The sequence below is a fragment of the Pseudomonas sp. PSE14 genome (genome assembly GCF_029203285.1).
GTDB lineage: Bacteria > Pseudomonadota > Gammaproteobacteria > Pseudomonadales > Pseudomonadaceae > Pseudomonas.
In genome coordinates this window covers 2,746,448-2,764,783 of sequence record NZ_CP115669.1, presented here as the reverse complement: position 1 = coordinate 2,764,783, position 18,336 = coordinate 2,746,448, and the positions used below count along the sequence as shown (strand labels likewise).

The 18,336-nt window shown below is 66.7% G+C and carries 15 protein-coding genes; 4 read left to right on the top strand and 11 right to left on the bottom strand.

From position 1 onward, the window contains the following. Nucleotides 1-16 precede the first annotated feature (16 nt). Together O6P39_RS12780 and O6P39_RS12775 are read right to left on the bottom strand one after the other, a co-directional pair. A complete protein-coding gene (locus O6P39_RS12780; RefSeq protein ID WP_275611689.1) occupies nucleotides 17-1,489 on the bottom strand; it encodes an aldehyde dehydrogenase family protein in 1,473 nt (490 codons plus the stop codon). 220 nt (nucleotides 1,490-1,709) lie between these two features. Beyond that, complete coding sequence (locus O6P39_RS12775) at nucleotides 1,710-2,537, bottom strand: nuclear transport factor 2 family protein (RefSeq protein ID WP_275611688.1); 828 nt, start codon at nucleotides 2,535-2,537, stop codon at nucleotides 1,710-1,712. A 152-nt stretch (nucleotides 2,538-2,689) separates the two neighbouring features. Here O6P39_RS12775 and O6P39_RS12770 point away from each other — a divergent pair, with 152 nt between their 5' ends. From O6P39_RS12770 to O6P39_RS12760, 3 genes are all read left to right on the top strand, one after another. Continuing rightward, the gene (locus tag O6P39_RS12770; protein WP_275611687.1) at nucleotides 2,690-4,075 is read left to right on the top strand and encodes an FAD-dependent oxidoreductase; all 1,386 of its coding nucleotides are present in this window, start codon (nucleotides 2,690-2,692) and stop codon (nucleotides 4,073-4,075) included. 11 nt (nucleotides 4,076-4,086) lie between these two features. Next, nucleotides 4,087-4,446, top strand: coding sequence for a cupin domain-containing protein (locus tag O6P39_RS12765; RefSeq protein ID WP_045208850.1), 360 nt, complete (start codon nucleotides 4,087-4,089; stop codon nucleotides 4,444-4,446). Between the two features lie 377 nt (nucleotides 4,447-4,823). Continuing rightward, nucleotides 4,824-5,648 carry a lytic transglycosylase domain-containing protein gene (locus O6P39_RS12760; RefSeq protein WP_275611686.1) on the top strand — a complete coding sequence of 275 codons (825 nt, stop codon included), beginning with the start codon at nucleotides 4,824-4,826 and terminating at the stop codon, nucleotides 5,646-5,648. Between the two features lie 227 nt (nucleotides 5,649-5,875). Here the strand turns inward: O6P39_RS12760 and O6P39_RS12755 are convergent, their stop codons facing one another. From O6P39_RS12755 to O6P39_RS12730, 6 genes are all read right to left on the bottom strand, one after another. Further along, on the bottom strand, nucleotides 5,876-6,970 hold the full coding sequence (locus tag O6P39_RS12755; RefSeq protein ID WP_275611685.1) for a hypothetical protein: 1,095 nt from the start codon (nucleotides 6,968-6,970) through the stop codon (nucleotides 5,876-5,878). Between the two features lie 105 nt (nucleotides 6,971-7,075). Then, nucleotides 7,076-8,227: a Xaa-Pro peptidase family protein gene (locus tag O6P39_RS12750; RefSeq protein ID WP_275611684.1), complete on the bottom strand. Its 1,152-nt coding sequence runs from the start codon at nucleotides 8,225-8,227 to the stop codon at nucleotides 7,076-7,078. A gap of 90 nt (nucleotides 8,228-8,317) precedes the next feature. Then, a complete protein-coding gene (locus O6P39_RS12745; protein WP_275611683.1) occupies nucleotides 8,318-9,160 on the bottom strand; it encodes an ABC transporter permease in 843 nt (280 codons plus the stop codon). Continuing rightward, nucleotides 9,157-10,008, bottom strand: a complete 852-nt coding sequence (locus O6P39_RS12740) for an ABC transporter permease (protein ID WP_054909776.1) — start codon at nucleotides 10,006-10,008, stop codon at nucleotides 9,157-9,159. The genes O6P39_RS12745 and O6P39_RS12740 overlap by 4 nt, the downstream gene beginning before the upstream one ends. Before the next feature lies 1 nt (nucleotide 10,009). Then, on the bottom strand, nucleotides 10,010-11,131 hold the full coding sequence (locus tag O6P39_RS12735; RefSeq protein WP_275611682.1) for an ABC transporter substrate-binding protein: 1,122 nt from the start codon (nucleotides 11,129-11,131) through the stop codon (nucleotides 10,010-10,012). 40 nt (nucleotides 11,132-11,171) lie between these two features. Next, nucleotides 11,172-12,251, bottom strand: coding sequence for an ABC transporter ATP-binding protein (locus tag O6P39_RS12730; protein WP_275611681.1), 1,080 nt, complete (start codon nucleotides 12,249-12,251; stop codon nucleotides 11,172-11,174). A 154-nt stretch (nucleotides 12,252-12,405) separates the two neighbouring features. Here O6P39_RS12730 and O6P39_RS12725 point away from each other — a divergent pair, with 154 nt between their 5' ends. Next, nucleotides 12,406-13,275 (top strand): LysR substrate-binding domain-containing protein, encoded by an 870-nt coding sequence (locus O6P39_RS12725; protein ID WP_275611680.1) that lies wholly within the window; start codon nucleotides 12,406-12,408, stop codon nucleotides 13,273-13,275. A gap of 83 nt (nucleotides 13,276-13,358) precedes the next feature. Here the strand turns inward: O6P39_RS12725 and O6P39_RS12720 are convergent, their stop codons facing one another. Genes O6P39_RS12720 through O6P39_RS12710 form a run of 3 tightly spaced genes read right to left on the bottom strand, consistent with a single transcriptional unit; the run spans nucleotide 13,359 to nucleotide 18,301 of the window. After that, nucleotides 13,359-15,794: an MMPL family transporter gene (locus O6P39_RS12720; protein WP_275611679.1), complete on the bottom strand. Its 2,436-nt coding sequence runs from the start codon at nucleotides 15,792-15,794 to the stop codon at nucleotides 13,359-13,361. 25 nt (nucleotides 15,795-15,819) lie between these two features. Then, entirely contained in the window at nucleotides 15,820-16,884 is a 1,065-nt protein-coding gene (locus O6P39_RS12715; protein ID WP_275611678.1) for a YCF48-related protein, read from the bottom strand. 58 nt (nucleotides 16,885-16,942) lie between these two features. After that, nucleotides 16,943-18,301: a DUF1329 domain-containing protein gene (locus tag O6P39_RS12710; RefSeq protein ID WP_275611677.1), complete on the bottom strand. Its 1,359-nt coding sequence runs from the start codon at nucleotides 18,299-18,301 to the stop codon at nucleotides 16,943-16,945. Nucleotides 18,302-18,336: the final 35 nt, after the last annotated feature.

The window sequence follows — 18,336 nt, the reverse complement described above, 5'->3', positions numbered from 1 at the left end:
GCCGGCGAGCCTCAGCTTACTTGATGTACCAACCCCACGGCTGGTCGCTGAGGTACTCGGTGACCTGCTTGGTCTCCAGGTAATTATCCAGCCCCCACACGCCCAGCTCGCGGCCGATGCCGCTCTGCTTGTAGCCGCCCCAGGGCGCCTGGGTGAAGGTCGGCTGCGAGCAGTTGACCCAGACGATACCGGCGCGCAGGCCGCGGCTGACGCGCTGGCAGCGCGCCGGGTCGGTGGACATCACCGCCGCCGCCAGGCCGAACTGGCTGTCATTGGCCAGGCGCAGCGCCTCGGCCTCGTCCTTGAAGCGACGCACCGCGAGCACCGGACCGAAGATCTCCTCGCGCCACAGGGCACTCTCCAGCGGCGAGTCGACGAACACGGTCGGCTCGACGAACCAGCCCTTATCGCGATGCGCCGGACGCTTGCCGCCGGTGGCCAGCTTCGCCCCGTCGCGCACGCCGGCTTCGATCGCTTGCAGCACCTTGGCATGCTGCCCGGCGCTGACCAGCGGGCCGAGCAGCACGCCCGGCTCCAGGCCGTTGCCGATGGTGATGCGGCGGGTTTCCTCCACCAGGCGCTCGATCAGCCGATCATGCAGGCCGTCCTGTACCAGTAGGCGCGAGGTGGCGCTGCACACCTGGCCCTGGTTCCAGAAGATGCCGAACAGAATCCACTCCACGGCGGCCTCGACATCGGCGTCGTCGAACACGATGAAGGCCGACTTGCCGCCCAGCTCCAGGCTGACGTTCTTGATGTCCTGGGCGGCCGCCTGCATGATCGCGCGCCCGGTCGGCACGCTGCCGGTGAAGGCCAGCTTGTCCACCCCCGGATGCGCCGAGAGCGACGAGCCGGCGTCACGGCCCAGGCCGGTGACCACGTTCAGCACACCTTTCGGCAAGCCGACTGCATCGGCGGCAGCGGCCAGCTCCAGCGAAGTCAGCGGGGTCAGTTCGGAAGGCTTGAGTACGGCGGTGCAGCCGGCAGCCAGCGCCGGTGCAACCTTCCACGAAGCCATCAGCAGCGGGTAGTTCCAGGGAATGATCTGCCCGGCGACGCCCACCGGTTCGCGCAGCACACGGCAGGCGAAACGCTCGTCGGGCAGCGCGACCACTTCACCCTCGCCGTTCAGCCCCTCGGCCAGCTCGGCGTAATAGTCGAAGCAGCCGATGGCGTCGTCGATGTCCCACTGCGCCTCGGGCAGCGGCTTGCCGTTGTCCTGCACTTCCAGACGGGCCAGGTCCTCGCGGCGACCACGCAGGTTGTCGGCGATGGCGCGCAGGTAAACCGCGCGCTCCTTGCCCGTGCTGCGCCCCCACTCGCCCTCATCGAAGGCCCGGCGCGCGGCCTGCACGGCACGGTCCACGTCCTCGCCGGTGGCGGCGGCGACTTCCGTCAGCACCGCTTCGCTGGACGGTTCGTACACCTCGAAGCGGCCGCCTTTCGCGGGTGCCTGCCATTGGCCGTCGATATAGAGCTGGTCGCGCATGCGAAGGTCTCCTGAGCGTATTGGAATACTTGTCGGCCGAGCATAGGGAAATGGGCGCGGGATTGATAACGCGGGCGCCATGCATGCGGGCACGCGCGGAGCGGCCATTCGGGCACATGGCACCCCGTAGGATGGGTGGAGCTTGCGATACCCATCGCCGGGGTCGCCAGCGATTGATGGGTATCGCTTCGCTCCACGCCATCCTACGAGAACGATCCGATCACGAAGCCGCCTTCTGCTCCAGATACGCCTTTGGCGACAGTCCCGTCTCCTCGCGGAAGCAGCGGTAGAAGGTCGACAGCGAACGGAACCCCGCTGCCCGCGCCAGTTCGTCGATACGGGTGACGCTGGTGGCGCCGCCCAACTGGCTCAGCAGATGGCGCAGGCGCAACTGGTTCAGGTACTGGTAGAAGCTCAGGCCCAGCACCTGGTTGAGGAAGTAGGAAATCTGGTTGCGCGTGTAACCGGTGGCCGCCGCCACCTGGGGCATGTCCAGGTCGGGATTGAGGAAAGGCTGGCTCTGCTGGAAGTACTGCTGGATGTCGCCACCCAGTTGGCTCAGTTGCCGCGCGGAAAGTCCCAGGCGGCTACCGGCCATGCGCTCCGGCGCCTCGCTGGCGGTTTTCTGCGGCTGGCCGACCAGGGCCGTGTGCTCGTTGACCCGGATGATCCGCCCGTCACGCACGGTGTACGCCTCCGTGGCGCGGTAGGACACCAGCCCCTGGGTGCCGCGCAAGGTCACCTGGTACTGCAGGAACGCCGTGTCGCCATCCACCCGCAGGCGGTCGGTGTAGACCTGCGACTCGTCCCCCGCCGCCGGCATGCTCGACTGCAGATAGCCGCGCAGTTCCTCCGGCGCGATGCGCCGGCCCTGGAAGAAGTCGTTGTATTCCACCTGCGGGTCGAACAGCGCCATCAGCGCGTCGATGTCATGCCGGCGCCACGCCTGGTGGTAGCGCATCACCACCGCATGGGTGGCGGCGCTGGCCGGGTCAGGCTGGTAGGTCGCGCCTTCGAGGGTGGCGCTCCAGACCTGTTCGTCACTCATTGTTTTCCCCTGCCGGTCTCGGCCGGCTTTTCCTGCTCCGGGCGTGCCCGCAAAGAGCGGCGGACCGTATGCCTGGCCCCCGTGAGCGTTACAAGATTTCGGACGCGGCCCGCTGGCCGCTTTTTCTTCCGACATTCTGCCGGAGTTTTCCGATGACATCCGCCTCACTTGCACGCACCACTCCCAGACCCTTCTGGCTCGACACCCTGGATCCCGCTCCTGCTGCCCCTGCACTGGAGGCCGATCGCAGCTTCGATCTGGTGGTGGTCGGCGGCGGCTTCACCGGCCTGTGGACCGCCCTGCACGCCCGTCAGCGCCGGCCCGGCGCGAGCATCGCGGTGGTCGAGGCGCGTCGTTGCGGTGGCGAGGCCAGCGGGCGCAACGGCGGTTTCTGCGCTCCAAGCATTTCCCACGGCGTAGGCAACGCCCTGCGCCGCTGGCCGGAAGAAGCCGAAACCCTGGTACGCCTGGGCCGACAGAACCTCGATGAGTTCGAGGCGGACCTCAAGCGCTTCGGCATGAACGTCGAGTTCGAACGCCGCGGCAAACTCAACGTCGCCGCCCAGCCCTGGCAGATCGACGGCCTGCGCGGCATGCAGCGCAATTACGAACGTTTCGGCATCGAGTGCGAATTTCTAGGCAAAGCGGAACTGGCCGGCAGGCTGGATTCCCCCGCCTACCAGGCCGGCGTCTTCGAGCCCAACTACGCGCTGCTCAACCCGGCGAAGATGGCCGCCGAGCTGCGCCGGGTGTGCCTGGAACAGGGCGTCGAGCTGTTCGAGAACACGCCGGTCCACGAACTGCACCAACGCGGCGACCGACTGATGCTGCGCTGCGACCGTGGAGAGCTGGAAGCCGGGCAGATCGCCCTGGCCACCAACATCGCCCCGCCGCTGCTCGGCCATCTGAATTCCAGCGTGATCCCGGTGTACGACTACTCGCTGGTCACCCAGCCGCTGACTGACGATCAGCTGCGCGCCATCGGCTGGGTCGACCGCTACGGCATCGCCGATGCCGGCAACCAGTTCCACTACCTGCGCAAGACCGCCGACAACCGCATTCTCTGGGCCGGCTTCGACGCCATCTACCACTTCGGCAGCCGCCGTGACGAAGCCCTGACCCAGCGTCCGGCAAGCTTCGAGCGCCTGGCCGGCCAGTTCCGCGAGGCGTTCCCGCAGCTCGGCCCGGTGCAGTTCAGCCACGCCTGGGGCGGCATCATCGACACCTCGGCGCGCACCACGCTGTTCACCGGCTGCGTGCTCGGCGGGCGCGTGGCCTACGCGCTGGGCTTCACCGGCCAGGGCGTGTCGGCCAGTCGCTTCGCGGCCCTGAACATGCTCGACCAGTTGGGCGGCGAACGCACCGAACGCACCCAGCTGCGCATGACCTCGCAGAAGCCCTTCCCCTTCCCGCCCGAACCGCTGCGCTACCTCGGCGTGCGCCTGGCCCAGCGCTCACTAGCCAAGGAAGACCGCACCGGCCGCCGCGACCTGCTGCTCAAGACCTTCGATGCCTTCGGCGTCGGTTTCGATTCCTGATGGAGAACTTCATGTCCACCTTGCCCCGCCACGTCATCGACTTCGCCAACCCCGACCTCGCGCCCCAAGAGCGCGAAATCAACGACCCGGCCATCGTCGATGCGCCCTACCAGAGCCGCAGCTGGCGGCACTTCAGCGCCCCTGAAAAGAACGCCATCGCCGGCATCTGGGAAGCCGGTGTGCACCTGGAGCGCTGCGAGTGCGATTACGATGAGCTGTGCCACATCCTCGAAGGCACCGTGCGCCTGACCGACGCCGACGGCGTGGCGAAGACCTTCGGGCCCGGAGATTCCTTCGTGGTGGCGGCGGGCTTCAAGGGCACCTGGGAAAATCTCACGCCGGTGCGCAAGGTGTATTTCATCCTCGGGTGAGTTCAGCGCTCAGGCTGCCCTCACCCTAACCCCCTCCCCAGGGGAGAGGGGACCGTACGAAGCAGGATGACACTGTCGCGTCAGCCGGTAAGGACTGCTCCCTCTCCCTCAGGGAGACGACTGCAGGGATGCAGGAGGTAGGGCGACGCAGGATGCCAAAGCCGAGGGCTGGGGTGAGGGAAACCACAGGCATAGGCATCAAGCGCCTGCAGGCCGTACGTCTGCGCAAATTCCACGGCGAGTTGAAAGGGCTATAACTACCCGAACAAAGCGGCTGGTCGGCCAGGACACCCCTGCATCGACCGCCCCTGTTGGCGTTCCCCTTGTCCAGATCAGGCCTCCTCAGCCTGATTGGCGCCCGCGCGCGGAGCGGTGTGATGACTTCCAGAGCATGGCGATGGGCTCGCAGGAGCCTTCCTGGCTGCATCGTGCTGGCGCTGCTGGTCGCTCCGATTCACGCCAACGCCCTGTTCAAGTGCCAGGCCCGGGACGGAACCATCAGCCACACCAGCCATGCCATTCCCGGCGCCCGCTGTACTCTCCAGAAAGGCGAGGTTAGCCAGAACGGAAAGGCTGGAACCGGTATCGGCGCCCGGTCACAGGGCGCGCCAAGGTTCGAGCGGAGCAACGCTCCAAGGGCAGTGCCGATTCGGATCTACACCTTCGTTCACAAGGGTATTCGTCAATATGTGAGCCGACGCCCTGTCGGTATCTCCGAGCGGGTCGATGTCATCGAGGTGTATTACGTCAAGGGCTGCTACCTGTGCATGGCGCCAAAGGACTTCAACGTCGCCTCACTGCGCCTGGACACCCGTTCCTATCGCCGGGAGATCGAGGCCGCTTCGACGCTTTACGGTGTCGACCAGGCGCTGGTCCGCGCGGTAATCCATGCCGAGTCGGCGTTTCAGCCCAACGCCGTTTCCGTGGCCGGCGCACAGGGCCTGATGCAGTTGATGCCCGACACTGCGGAGCGCTTCAACGTGGCTGATCCGTTCGACGCACGGCAGAACATCCGTGGCGGCGTGCGCTACCTGGCCTGGCTGCTCAAGCGTTTCAACGGCAACCAGACGCTGGCGTTGGCCGGTTACAACGCCGGGGAAGCGTCCGTGGACGAGTACAACGGCGTGCCGCCCTTCGCTGAAACGCGCTACTACGTGTCCCGCGTGCAGTCCCTGACCGAGCGTTATCGCAACCATCGCTGAAGGGTCTGATTCGGCGTTGGTTCGCGAGCAAGCTCGCTCCTACAAAAGAGCACGCCGGAGTTTCCCCTGGCTGTAGGAGCGAGCTTGCTCGCGAACCGCATTTGAAGGGACGTAGGGCGCAAAACCTGGAACAGGTTATCCGCCGGGCCATCCACGGCGTATAACGCTGGCGCGTTATACGCCCTACACAGGCGGTTAGCCCTGCGCGAACACGTCGCGCCGCAGGCTCAGCCGAACGTCCACCCCGCCGTCGCCAGCCGCGTATCCAGCGCGGCGAGATCGGCTTCGACCCGCGCCACCGGTTCCGGCATGTAGGCCAGCGGATCGGGCAACGTGGACGGCTGACCCAGTAAGCCTTCCGTCGCCGCGTGCAGGCAGTACGCGCTGTAGGCCGGGTTATAGCCGCCCTCCTGCACCACCAGCAGACGCCCCTGACAGAGCTCGTCGGCCAGCGCGCGGGCGCGGCGGGCCAGGCGGTTGAAGCCCTGCATGGTCACCAGTTGGCGGCCGTTGGGGTCGAACTGCGAGGCATCCAGGCCGTTGGCGATGATCAGCAGATCCGGCTTGAACGCGCGCAGCGCCGGCTCGACGAAGCGAGCGAAAACCATCTCGTAGAGCTGGTCGCCCGACCCCATGGGCAGCGGCAGGTTTAGGTTGCTGCCCAACCCCGCGCCGTAGCCGCGCTCGTCCACCGCGCCGGTCTGCGGATGGCTCGGGCCCCAGGCGCCGTGGTCCATGTGCAGCGATACGGTGAACACCGACGGATCGTCGTAGAAACCTTCCTGGGTGCCATTGCCGTGGTGCACGTCCCAGTCGACGATGGCGACGCGCTCCAGACCGGCCGCCTGGGCTGCACGCGCGGCAATCCCGGCATGGTTGAAGAAGCAGTAGCCGTCCGCCATGGCGGGCGCAGCATGGTGACCCGGCGGGCGCACCAGCGCCATGGCCGGATGGCCGCTGGCCAATACGCTCTCCAGCGCCGCCAGGCTGGTACCGGCAGCGGCCAGCAGCCCGGCGAGACTGCCGGCGGACATCAGCGTGGTGCTGCTGAAGCGCTTGCCCGCAGCGTCCGCTTGGAAGATGCCGCGCAGGTAGTCGGCGTCATGGAAGCGCAGCAGTTCTTCTTCGCTGGCGTGGCGGCCTTCGTGCCAGCGCAGGGAGCCCGCCACCGGCCCGCGCTGGAGGATGGCGCGCATGTTGAGCAGCCGGGGATTGCTCTCCGGGTGTTGCAGCTGTTCGGCCAGCAGGTCGCTGGGTGGCGCCTCGAACACGCCGGCGGCGGTGTCGTGGCGCAGCACGTCGTCGTGCCAGAAAACATCCATCGTGTGACTCATCAGAAGCCCTCGGTTTCCATCACTGCGCCCGCAGGCGCAGACACGCAACACGGCTTCGCCCCCGGCAGTACGCGGACCGGGGGCGAACCTCCATCAGTCGATGATCGTCAGTTCCGGCGCAAGCTCCGACAGGCTCGCCGAACCCTTCTCGCCGCACAGCACGGTGTCGCCGAGCTTGATGCCGAAGCCTTCGTTGTACAAGGACAGGTTGGGCTCGATGGAGAACGACATGTTCGGCTGGAACACGTGGTCGTCGGCCTCGTCCACCATCATCGCTTCCAGCCAGGTCGGCGGGTAGGCAAGACCGAGGCTGTAGCCGATGCGGTGCACGCGGGTGCGCGAGAGGTCGATGCGGTCGAGGATCTGGTTGCACACGCGGTTGGCCTCGCCCACCGGGGTGCCCGGCTTGGCGATGTCGATGGCGGCGTTGAAGGCCTCGGTGAGCAGGGTCGCGACTTCCTTCACGCGCGGACTGGGTTTGCCGATCACCGCGGTGCGCATGAGGATGGCGTGGTAGCGGTTGCACACGCCGGCGTGTTCGAGGATCACCACGTCGCCGTGGCTGATGGTCTGGCGGTGCGGCATGGCGTGGGTCATGGTGCTGCGGCGGCCGGTGGCGCACATCGGGCTGATCGCCGAGTACTCGCTGCCGGCACGGCCCAGGGCGTTGGCGACGATGCCGGCCACTTCCACCTCGGAGATGCCCGGACGCAGCGCCTCGAAGGCGGCCAGCATGCCCTGGTCGGCCATGCGCGCGGCGCTGCGCTGGTATTCGATTTCCTCGGCGGTCTTGATCAGGCGGTTCTCGGCGACCAGGGGGCCGGCGTCTTCGAAGCGCGCCTCGGGCATGTAGCCCAGCAGCGCGTTATATTGCGCCGGGGAGAAGGTCGAGGCGGTCATTTCCAGGCCGATGCGCGCCTGGCTCAAACCCGCCTGGGCCAGCACGTCGGCAACGATCTTCAGCGGGTCCTGCTTGGCGATGTCATAGAAGATCGCCTCGTTGATGCACGACAGCTCCCAGGTGCAGGGCTCTTCGCTGGTGCGGGTGAGGAACACCGGCTCGGCCAGCTTGGGCGAGATGATCAGCGCCTGGTACCAGAGGAAGCCCAGGCTGTCGAAGCCGCTCAGGTAGTTGATGTTGTCCGGGTAATTGACCACCAGGGCATCCAGGCCTCGGTCGGCCATGCGGCGTTTGACGGCTTCGACGCGTTGACGGTAGGTGCGAGCGGGGAAAGCAGTAAGCATGGGGATTCCCTCCTCAGGGACAAGGTGCAAGCGACACAGGTGTTCTTGTTTGGGGCCGCCATCGGGCGGCCGTATGCGGGGTTGAAACAGTCAGCTGGGTGGTTGCTGGCGCGCCAGGTACAGGCGCACCAGCATCACCACCAGGGTGAGGACGATCATCAGGGTGGACACGGCGGCAATCGCCGGGTCGAGGTTGTAGCGCAGGCCGTCCCAGATACGCTTGGGCAACGTCACCACGTTCAGGCCGCTGGTGAACAGCGTCACCACCACCTCTTCCCAGCTCATCACAAAGCCCATGAAGAAACCGCCGGCGACGCCACCGCGCACATTGGGCAGCAGCACGTTCCACAGCGTCGGCCAGAGCCCGGCGCCGAGGGAACGCGAGGCCTTGTACAGGCTCTGGTCGAGCCGTGCGTAGGCCACCAGCAGGGCGATCACCGAGTACGGCAGCGCCATCAGCAGATGGCCGAAGCCCACGCCCAGCAGGCTGTCGAGCACCCCCAGGCGTGCATCGAGGTAGTAGATCGACATGGCCGAGACCACCTGCGGGACGATCATCGGCAACAGCACGATGGCGGTCAGCAAGGTGCGGTACCGGCGCTGCAGCCAGATGCCGGTGGCGAACAGGAAGGCCAGCGCCGTAGACAACGCGCCGACCACCAGCGCCAGGCCGAGGCTCTGCAGGATCGACACCAGCCAGGCGCCATCGAACAGCGTCGCGTAATGGCGCAGCGACCAGCCGCCGTCCGGGAAGGCCAGGTAGCGCTGGTTGCCGAACGACAGCGGCACGATCACCAGGATCGGCAGCAGCAGGAACAGCGCGGACAGCGCCAGGGCGGCCCAGGACAGCCAGCGGCCGACCTGCGGGCGTGGGAGTTGCGGCTTTTTCACGCCCTTGGGCATGGCGGAGAGATAGGTTCCCTGCGGAGTCACAGCTCAGCCCTCCCGAGCAGGCGGCGGTAGCCGATGAGTTGTCCGAACAGCAGCGCACAGCCCACCACCAGCAGCATCAGCACGATGCTCAGTGCGGCGCCCAGGCCCCAGTTGGAGAGCTGGAACATCTGCACGTAGATGTACTCCGCGAGCATCGCCGCCTTGCCGCCGCCCAGCAGCGCCGGGGTGACGAAGCAGCCGAGGCTGAAGACGAAGACGATGGCCGATGCGGCGACCACGCCGGGCAGCGTCAGCGGAATGAAGATGTCCTTGAGCGTCTGCCAGTGGCTGGCGCCCAGGCTGCTGGACGCCCGCAGCAGGCTGTCGTCCACTTGCTTGAGCGACGACAGCAGCGGCAGCACCGCGTAGGGCACCATGAAGTGCACCATGCCGATCAGCGCGCCCAGTTCGTTGCGTACCAGCGGCGGCGGCGCGTCGAACCAGCCGGTGGCCATCAGCCCCTGGCTGACCAGGCCGCCGTTGCGCAACAGCACCAGCCAGGCGAAGGCGCGGATCAGCATCGACAGCCAGAACGGCAACAGCACGAACAGTTCGATCAGTTGCCGGCCACGCGGCGTCGCAAAACGCCAGCGGTAGGCGATCAGGTAGGCGATGGCAACGCTGATCGCGGTGGTCAGCAGGCAGATGCGCAGGGTGCGCCAGATCACCGCCTGCAGGTTGGCGTTGTCGGCAATCGCCGCGTAGTTCTGCGTGCCCCACTCCGGCAGGCTGAAGCTCCAGCCCAGCACGCCGAGGGTCGGCAGCAGGTAGCCGACCACCACGAGTAATGGCAGGGGCAGGATCAGCAGGCCGTAGACCGGCAGCACGCCCGGTGCGAAACGTCGCATCTCAGCCACCGATCAGCGCGAGGTAGCGCTCCAGGGTTTCACCGTAGTGTTCGGCGTGCCACTTGTTGTTGAGCGACACCTGTTTCTTCAGGTTGTCCGGCGCGGTGGGGTTGATCGCCTGCAGCTGGGCGCTGAGCAGGTCGTTGGCCTTGAGGTTCACCGGGCCCATGTTGTAGACCTCCATGAGCTTGGCCTGCACCTCCGGGCGCAGCGCGTAGGCGATGAACTCCATGGCCGCCTTGGCGCCGGCCGGGTTGCCCTTGGGCACCATCCACACCGAAGGCGAGACGATGCCGCCGTCGAAGCCCCAGTCGATCTTGCCGCCAGTGTCGTTCTTCACCAGCTCGGCGCGGGTGTGCCACATCTGCGCCATGCTCACCTCGCCATCGCGGATCAGCTGCTGCGACTCGGCGCCGGTGGACCAGTGGGTGGCGATGTGCGGCAACAGTTCCTCGATCTTGCGCAGGGCGCGGTCCACATCCAGCGGGTAGAGCTGCTCCGGCGGCACACCGTCGGCCAGCAGCGCGCATTCGAGGTTGGCGCTCATCCATTTGTAGAGGGTGCGTTTGCCCGGGTACTTCTTCACGTCCCAGAAGTCGGCCCAGGACTTGGGCGGGTTCTTGCCGAACTGCTCGTGGTCGTAGCCGATCACGTAGCTGTAGGTGTAGTTGGCGAGGCCGAAATCATGCACGTCGCCGTAGCCGATCAGCGACTTGTCGACGATGCCGAAGTCGATGGGTGCGAGGAACTTGTCCTTGCCCAGGCGATAGGACGAATACATCTCGCCGTCGCACACATCCCAACGCACCGCGCCGCTGCTGACCTGGGTCTTCAGCGCGCCCTCGGTGGGGCCGCTGCCGTCCACTTTCAGGGTAAGGCCGGACGCCTGGTCGAAGCCGCCGAAGCTCTTCTCGAAAGCCGGCACCGCATCGCCGCCCCAGTTGGCCAGCACCAGGTTGTCGCCAGCAGCGAAGGCACGGCTGCCGGAGCCCAATGGCAAGGCACTGGCGGCGGCGAGCAGCAGCAGGCTGCGGTTGAAATCGCGACGGCTGATGCCGGCGCGCTCGCTTTTCTCGGCGGCGATTTCGATGGCGTCTTCGATGAAGCCTTGGCGTTCTTTCATTGTGATTGCTCCCCGATCGTTTGTTTTCGTTATGCGTGTGTCAGGCGGACAACAGGTGGCAGTGCTGCGGCGACCAGCTGCACCAGTAGCGCTGGCCGCTGCGCAGATCGGCCAGCAGCGGGTGCGCGACCGGCAGGCGCAGGTCGAGGCGCTCGCCCTGCTCCAGGGTCAGTTCGAGGTTGACGTGGGCACCCTGGTAAGTGGCGTTGCCGACGGTGGCGCAGAGGCCGTTGTCGCGGCCGGCGTCCTGCAGCGGGCGCAGGTCGATGTGCTCCGGGCGCACTGCCAGCCAGCTCTTGCCGCCCTGGCTCGCCTGGGCCGAGTGGGCCACGCGCAGGTGCTGGCCGCGAAAATCACAGAGCGTGGCTTCTGCCTCGCGGCCCACCACGCCGACCTCCAGCAGATTGGTATCGCCGAGGAAGTTGGCGACGAATCGGCTGGCCGGACGTTCGTAGACTTCGCGCGGTGTGCCGACCTGCTCCAGGCGGCCCTTGTTGAACACGGCGATGCGGTCGGACAGCGCCAGCGCTTCCTCCTGGTCGTGGGTGACGAAGACGAAGGTGGTGCCGAAATCCTTGTGCATGCGCGCCAGCTCGCCCTGCATTTCCTGGCGCAGACGGCGGTCGAGGGCGGACAGCGGTTCGTCGAGCAGCAAGAGCTTGGGTTTGAACACCAATGCACGGGCCAGCGCCACGCGCTGCTGCTGGCCGCCGGAAAGCTGGGCGATGCCGCGATTGCCCATGCCGGCCAGGCCGACGCGCTCCAGCACGTCCGCCACCCGGCGCTCGATCTCCGCGCCCAGCACCTTGCGGATGCGCAGCGGGTAGGCCACGTTCTGCGCCACGCTCATGTGCGGGAACAGCGCGTAGCCCTGGAACACCACGCCGAAATCGCGTTGGTCCGGCGACAGCTGGGTGATGTCGCGGCCGTCCATCTCGATATGCCCTTCGCTGGGCTCGACGAAGCCGGCGAGCATCATCAGCGTGGTGCTCTTGCCCGAGCCCGAAGGCCCCAGAAGCGTGAGGAATTCGCCCTGGCGGATGCTCAGGCTGAGGTCGCTCAGGACCTGCAGGTTGCCATAGCGCTTGCCCAGGCCGAGCAAGTCGACGAAATGCTGCATGGCGGGTCTCCAGCCGTTTGTTCTTGTGTTTGGGTGTTGGCTTGGAGTCATCTTCCGTGCAAATTTAACTAACGACAATTCAATAGATTTCCACCTGAATCGTTAGCCAAATTCACGGAAAAGGTCTCTCATGCGTCAGAACAGTGCGTTCCGAATGCCCTCCCTCATCGCCCTGCGCGCTTTCGAGGCACTGGTCCGCCAGGGCAGCATCAGCCGCGCGGCACTGGAGCTGCACGTCACCCACGGCGCGGTCAGCCACCAGGTGAAGAAGCTTGAGGAAGAACTGGGCATGGCGCTGGTGGAGCGCCAGGGCAAGGGCGTCAAGCTGACTCCGGCCGGGCGCCAGCTGAGCCAGCAGATCAGCAGCGCCTTCGACCAGCTGCGCGACATCCGCCGCGCATTGCCCAACGAGGAGCCCGCCGGCGAGCTGCGCATCGCCTGCGCTCCCGCATTGCTGGCACGGGTGTCATCGCTGCTGGAGAAATTCCTGCGTAATTACCAGGAGGTCGCTCTGCACCTGATGCCGATGAGCAGTGACCTGGGCCAAGTGGACATGGTGATTTCTTTCGGCGAGACGCACATCGAGGGCCAGCGCTTCGCCGCGCTGGGCGACATCCGCTATTTCCCGGTGTGCAGCCCGCGCCTGCTCAACACCCAGGAACACCTACGCAAACCCCGCGACCTGGCACGCCAGGTGCTGCTGCACGAGGACGATGGTTTCGACTGGAGCCGCTACTTCCTCGCCGCCGGGGTGCCCGGTTTGCAGGCACGGCAGAACGTCTTCCTGCCCGACGCCTACCTGACCATCCGCGCCGCACTGGCCGGCGGTGGCGTGACCATCAGCGACCATATCCTTGCCGGCGAGGAACTGCACCAGGGCCGGCTGGTGCGCCTGTTCGACATCGACTTCCCGGCGCCCCACCCCTACTTCCTGATCATCCCGCCCCACGGCAACCAGGCCCTGGCGCGGGAGTTCGCGGACTGGCTGCTGCATGAGCTGGAGGCGATTCCGGCGTTTGATTGAGGGGCTGCGGGCACGGCGCAGATTCAATCGCGGACAAAGTCCGCTCCTACGCAGGAGCGGACTCCAATGAGCCGATGGGGATCTCAGCCCTTCCGCTCATTCAACAGGAAGTGCGACAGCGCCGGGATCAGCAACAGCGCCCCCAGCATGTTCCACAGGAACATGAAGGTCAGCAGAATCCCCATGTCCGCCTGGAACTTGATCGGCGACCAGGCCCAGGTGATCACCCCGGCGGCCAGGGTCACGCCCACCAGTGCCACCACCTTGCCGGTGAAGATCACCGCCTGGCGGTAGGCCAGCGCCAGCGGGAAGCCAGCACGCTGCAATTGCAACTGCACACTGAGCAGGTACAGCGCATAGTCCACGCCAATGCCCACGCCCAGGGCGATCACCGGCAGGGTCGCCACTTTCACGCCGATGCCGAGGAACACCATCAGCGCCTCGCAGAGCATGGACGTCAGCACCAGCGGCAGCATGGCCACCAGGGTTGCGCGCCAGCTGCGGAAGGTGATCAGGCAGAACAGGCTGACCGCCCCGTAGATGTACAGCAGCATGGTGCGGTTGGCCTGGTGCACCACGCTGTTGGTGGCGGCCTCGATGCCGGCGCTGCCCGCGGCGAGGAGGAACTGGCGGTCCGGCGTGCTGTTGGCCTTGGCGAAGTCTTCGGCAATGGTAGTCACTTCCTCCAGGGTCCTGGCCTTGTGGTCCTTGAGGAAGGCGATCACCGGCATCACCGAGCAATCGGTGTTGAACAGTTCCGGCGTATTCACCGAGGCCTGCTGCGCCGAGTAGTTGAGCACGTCCTGGTTGCGCTGCAGGCTGGCGAACTTGGGGTTGCCCTCGTAGGTGCCGGCGGTGATCTGGCGCACCGCGTCGGCCAGCGAAACGCTCGCCTGCACGCCCGGATGCTGTTGCAGCGCCCAGCCCAGGCGGTCGGCGAGGATCAGGGTCTTGTAGTTCAGGCAGCCTTCGGCGGGCGTCTTCACCATCACCGCGAACAGGTCGCTGGAGAGCGCGTAGTGGCTGGTGATGTAGGCGTTGTCGCGGTTGTAGCGCGAGTCCGCGCGCAGCTCGGGCGCGCCGGCGTCGAGATCGCCGATCTGCAGGCGCTGGCTGACCAGGAAGCTGCCGGCGCCGATCAGCGCGGCGACCGCCAGGGCGATGCTCGCCCAGCGCCGTTCGGTGAAGCGGTCGAGCAGGCTCCACAGGCGGCCCAGGCCCTGCTCGCGGGCTTCCTGCTGCTCCTCGCGCAGGGCGCGGGCGGCGGCGCGCGGGCTGACGCCGATGAAGGACAGCGCCACCGGCATCAGCAGCAACGAGGTGAAGACCAGCACCGCCACGCCGATGCTCGCGGTGATCGCCAGGGCCTTGATCACCGGGATGTCGATCAGCATCAGCACACCGAAACCCACGGCGTCGCAAAGCAGCGCGCTGACCCCGGCGAGGAACAGGCGACGGAAGGTGTTGCGCGCCGCCACCAGGCGGTGCGTGCCGCGGCCGATGTCCTGCATGATGCCGTTCATCTTCTGCGTGGCGTGGGACACGCCGATGGCGAAGATCAGGAATGGCACCAGGATCGAGTACGGGTCCAGGGCATAGCCCAGCCAGGCGATCAGCCCCAGCTGCCAGATCACCGCGAGCAGCGAGCAGACGATCACCAGCAAGCTGCTGCGCAGGCAGCGGGTGTAGAGCAGGATGATGACGAAGGCCGAGACCACCGCCAGGCCGAAGAACATCATCACCCGCAGCAGGCCGTCGATCAGGTCGCCGACCAGCTTGGCGAAGCCGATCGCGTGGATGCGCACGGCGCCCTTGCCCGGCTCGCCGGCGTCGAAGGCACGCTGGTCGCCCAGGTACTCGTACTTCAGGCGCAGCGCGTCGAGCTGGTGGGAGAACTGCTGGTAGTCGATGCCCTTGCCGGTGGCCGAGTCATGGTCCAGCAGCGGCACCACCAGCATGCTCGAACGGAAATCATTGGCCACCAGGCTGCCGACGATGCCGGCGCGGGCGATGTTCTGGCGCAACGTAGCGATGCTCGGGGCGTCGCCGGCATAGCCGTCGGGCATCACCGGGCCGCCCTGGAAGCCCTCCTCGGTCACTTCGGTCCAGCGTACCGCCGGCGACCACAGCGACTTCATCCAGGCGCGGTCGACGCCGGGGCTCAGGAACAGCTGGTCGTTGATCTGCTTGAGGGTGTCCAGGTAGGCCGGCGCGAAGATGTCGCCCTCGCGGCTCTCCACCACCACTCGCACGGAGTTGCCCAGGCCGCGCAGCGCCCCACGGTTCTCCAGGTAGTTGCGGATGTAGGGATGGCTCTGCGGGATCATCTTCTCGAAGCTGGGCTTGATCTCCAGGCGGGTCACCGCCATCCAGCCGAGCAGCAGCGTGACCAGGGCGATCAGGCTGATGAACAGGAGCCGATGGTTGAACACCAGGCGCTCCAGCAGGCTGCCGCTGTGCGCGTCGAAGTCCCGCAGATCGCTGATGACGGGCAGCTGCCCTTGCTTGAGGTCGACCATAGGAGGCTGTCTCTTCGTCTTGTTCTTATTGGGAGAGCGGCAACGCGCTGCGTTGCAGGCCGCGGTTGCCCACCAGCAGCAGGCTGTCGCCGCTGACCAGGGCGCCGCTGACGGGCGTGCGCTGGGCCAGGGTCAGCGGCCTGAAGGTGGCGCCGTCGTCGCGGCTGACCAGCCCCTGGCCGGCCTGGCTGAACAGGTAGAGGCCGCCGTCGGCGCCCTCGCTGGCCGCCGTGAGGCTGACCGGCAGGCCGGTGGCCACCGCACTCCAGTTCGCGCCGCCGTCGACGCTGCGCACCGCGTTGCCGCGCAGGCCGTAGGCGAACAGCAGGCCGGGCTTGCCGAGCACGCCGAAGAAGGTGCCCTTGTAGGGCGAGTTCAGCGCCACGAAGCGCTGGTCCGCCGGGTCGAGCTTGAGCAGCAGGCCCTGCTCGCCGACGATGAACAGGTCCCCGCCCACCGCCGACATGGCGGTCAGGTGCAGCGATTGCGGGTTGTCGATGCGATGGTTCCAGGGCTCCCAACTGCGCCCGCCATCGGTGGTGTGCAGGATCAGGTTGAAGGCACCGATGACGAAACCCTCCTGGGCGTTGCGGAACCAGAGGTCGAGGAACGGCTTGTCCGCCCCCTCCTCTTTCATGCGCCGCGACTGCTCCAGCAGGGTTTCGTTATCCGCCTGTGGGTTGGCCGTGTAGTAATCCAGCATCAGCTGGCCGATGGCGCGGCCATCGAGCTGACGGATCCAGTGCTCGCCGCCGTCGGCGCTGTGCAGCACCACGCCGTCGTGGCCCACTGCCCAGCCGTCGCGCGGCGTGGGGAAGCGCACGGCGGTGAGGTCGGAGCTGACCGGTACCTCGGCCTGCCGCCAGTCCTTGCCGTCGTTGTCGGAATAGAGAATGTGGCCGCGCTGGCCGACCACCACCAGGCGCTTGTCGGCACGGGCGATGGCCGCCAGCGGGCTGCTCATGGCCAGTGCGGTGGGCTGCGAGGGCAGGTCCAGCACGTCGACGAATTCATCGGCGTCGGCGTGACCGGCGAGCAGCGCCAGCCCCAGCCCGGCGGAGGCCAGGGCGAGCTTGAAGGGAAATTGCATACGGCTACCTCGATCTGAAATGCACGGCGGCCTTGTGGGCCGCCGCGAACTCATCCGCTTAGCGAATACCGCTGCCGGCAAGGGCTTCAGGCGACCACTGGGTAGCGGCCAGCGGATCGATGTAGGTGATGCCGCCGTACGGGCCGACGACGCCGTTGATGTTGTAGGAGCCGGCGGTCAGGTCGTAGATCATGAACGGCGTGGCGTCCGGGATGCGCTTGTCGTAGCTCTGGCTGAGGAAAGCGAAGGAGCCGCGATAGAGCTGGCCACGGGCGTCATACTGGTCGGAGGCCAGGGCCACCCAGCTGTCCTCGTCGAGGTAGAAGCGGCGCTTGGCGTAGATGTGCCGCGCACCGGACTTCAGCGTGCCTTCCACGACCCACACGCGGTGCTTCTCCCAGCGCACGTAGTCCGGCGACAGGTGATTGGGCGTGACCACTGGCTTGATGTCGCTGGTGTAGGTCAGGCGGTAGGTGTTGTAGGGCACGATCATTTCCTGCTTGCCCACCAGCTTCCAGTCGTAGCGGTCCAGCGCGCCATTGAAGACGAACACGTCGTCGTAGGTGCCGGCGCCGGCCATGCCGGGGTTCGGGGTGTCGTAGGCCAGGTTCGGCGCCAGCTTCACGCGGCGCTGGCCGGGCAGGTACTGCCAGGCGCGGCGCGGCTGCTGCAGCGGGTTGGCGGCGTCCTTGAGCATCATCGCCTCGCCGGCGCGGCGGGCCGGGCCGCTGTAGTACAGCTTCATCTGGTAGTAGACCTCGGAGCCCTTCACCGGCTGGGTGAGGTTCTCGTAGATCGGATAGTTGATGAAGGCCTGGCCGGTGGTGGCGAGGTTGGCGCTGCCCGAGGCGTCGACGTTCCAGGAGTCGTACTTGGCCTTGATGTTCACCCCCTGGTAACGCAGCAGGAAGTTCCACATGGCCTCGGCGCCGGTCTTCGGCATCGGGAACGGCACACCCGGCAACGCGTTGTCGATGGCGGTGCCGCCTTCCAGGGACTGGGTGGCGACGGCGTTCTTCTTGCTGTTCTCCAGCACCGCATCAGGCAAGGCTGCGGTGCGGTGGGTCGGGTAGACGTCGACGCGGAAGCTCGGGTAGCGCTTGGCCAGTTCGACGGTGGTGGCGGAGAGCTGGTTCTTGTACTGGTCGACGTTCTTGCCGTCGATCACCAGCAGCGGCTTCTCCCCGGCGAAAGGGTCCGGGCGCATGCTGTCGCCGGCCTTGAAGCTGGCCGGGGCGCTGGTCAGGCCACCGGTGTAGGCGGGAATCGAACCGTCGCTGCTGGCGCCCTTTTCGGCGCCGACCAGGGTCAGGGTGGTGCCCAGCTGGGCGGCGTCCTGGGGCGAGACGGCGGCCTGGGCCGCGCCGCACAGGGCCAGACCGAGGGCCGTGGCGATCAGGGTAGGTTTGAAGTTCATGCTGTTTTTCTCCTGCTCCGGGTAAGGAGCCTGGG

What these genes read in the sequence shown, in the direction of transcription:
- O6P39_RS12780 (WP_275611689.1), bottom strand. Translation starts at nt 1,489, where the DNA reads ATGCGCGACCAGCTCTATATCGACGGCCAATGGCAGGCACCCGCGAAA.
- O6P39_RS12775 (WP_275611688.1), bottom strand. Translation starts at nt 2,537, where the DNA reads ATGAGTGACGAACAGGTCTGGAGCGCCACCCTCGAAGGCGCGACCTAC.
- O6P39_RS12770 (WP_275611687.1), top strand. Translation starts at nt 2,690, where the DNA reads ATGACATCCGCCTCACTTGCACGCACCACTCCCAGACCCTTCTGGCTC.
- O6P39_RS12765 (WP_045208850.1), top strand. Translation starts at nt 4,087, where the DNA reads ATGTCCACCTTGCCCCGCCACGTCATCGACTTCGCCAACCCCGACCTC.
- O6P39_RS12760 (WP_275611686.1), top strand. Translation starts at nt 4,824, where the DNA reads ATGACTTCCAGAGCATGGCGATGGGCTCGCAGGAGCCTTCCTGGCTGC.
- O6P39_RS12755 (WP_275611685.1), bottom strand. Translation starts at nt 6,970, where the DNA reads ATGGATGTTTTCTGGCACGACGACGTGCTGCGCCACGACACCGCCGCC.
- O6P39_RS12750 (WP_275611684.1), bottom strand. Translation starts at nt 8,227, where the DNA reads ATGCTTACTGCTTTCCCCGCTCGCACCTACCGTCAACGCGTCGAAGCC.
- O6P39_RS12740 (WP_054909776.1), bottom strand. Translation starts at nt 10,008, where the DNA reads ATGCGACGTTTCGCACCGGGCGTGCTGCCGGTCTACGGCCTGCTGATC.
- O6P39_RS12735 (WP_275611682.1), bottom strand. Translation starts at nt 11,131, where the DNA reads ATGAAAGAACGCCAAGGCTTCATCGAAGACGCCATCGAAATCGCCGCC.
- O6P39_RS12730 (WP_275611681.1), bottom strand. Translation starts at nt 12,251, where the DNA reads ATGCAGCATTTCGTCGACTTGCTCGGCCTGGGCAAGCGCTATGGCAAC.
- O6P39_RS12725 (WP_275611680.1), top strand. Translation starts at nt 12,406, where the DNA reads ATGCCCTCCCTCATCGCCCTGCGCGCTTTCGAGGCACTGGTCCGCCAG.
- O6P39_RS12720 (WP_275611679.1), bottom strand. Translation starts at nt 15,794, where the DNA reads ATGGTCGACCTCAAGCAAGGGCAGCTGCCCGTCATCAGCGATCTGCGG.
- O6P39_RS12715 (WP_275611678.1), bottom strand. Translation starts at nt 16,884, where the DNA reads ATGCAATTTCCCTTCAAGCTCGCCCTGGCCTCCGCCGGGCTGGGGCTG.
- O6P39_RS12710 (WP_275611677.1), bottom strand. Translation starts at nt 18,301, where the DNA reads ATGAACTTCAAACCTACCCTGATCGCCACGGCCCTCGGTCTGGCCCTG.